Source organism: Niveispirillum fermenti (genome assembly GCF_048066175.1).
GTDB classification, from domain to species: domain Bacteria; phylum Pseudomonadota; class Alphaproteobacteria; order Azospirillales; family Azospirillaceae; genus Niveispirillum; species Niveispirillum fermenti.
Map to the genome: position 1 here is coordinate 1 of NZ_JBLTXA010000167.1, position 211 is coordinate 211.

At 65.4% G+C, this 211-nt stretch carries 1 protein-coding gene; it reads right to left on the minus strand.

The annotated features are described in order from the left end of the window. A partial coding sequence (locus ACM9LZ_RS26180; RefSeq protein ID WP_416622428.1) for a transposase occupies positions 1 to 211 on the minus strand: 211 nt, incomplete at both ends.

The following is a 211-nucleotide window of genomic DNA, read 5'->3' on the forward strand; positions in this document are numbered from 1 at the left end:
CCCGCACGCCGATGGCGATGTGGATCGCCTTGTTGCGCACCAGACTTTCGTCCCTGATCTTGACCCGCAGCGCGTCCAGGAAAACCAGGGGATAGACCGCTTCCAGCGGCCGGGTCTGCCAGGCCGCCACCTCATCCAGAACCGCGTCCGTCACCGCTGAGATCAGGTCCGCCGACACCTCGATCCCGTACAGTTCCCGCAGATGGCCGGT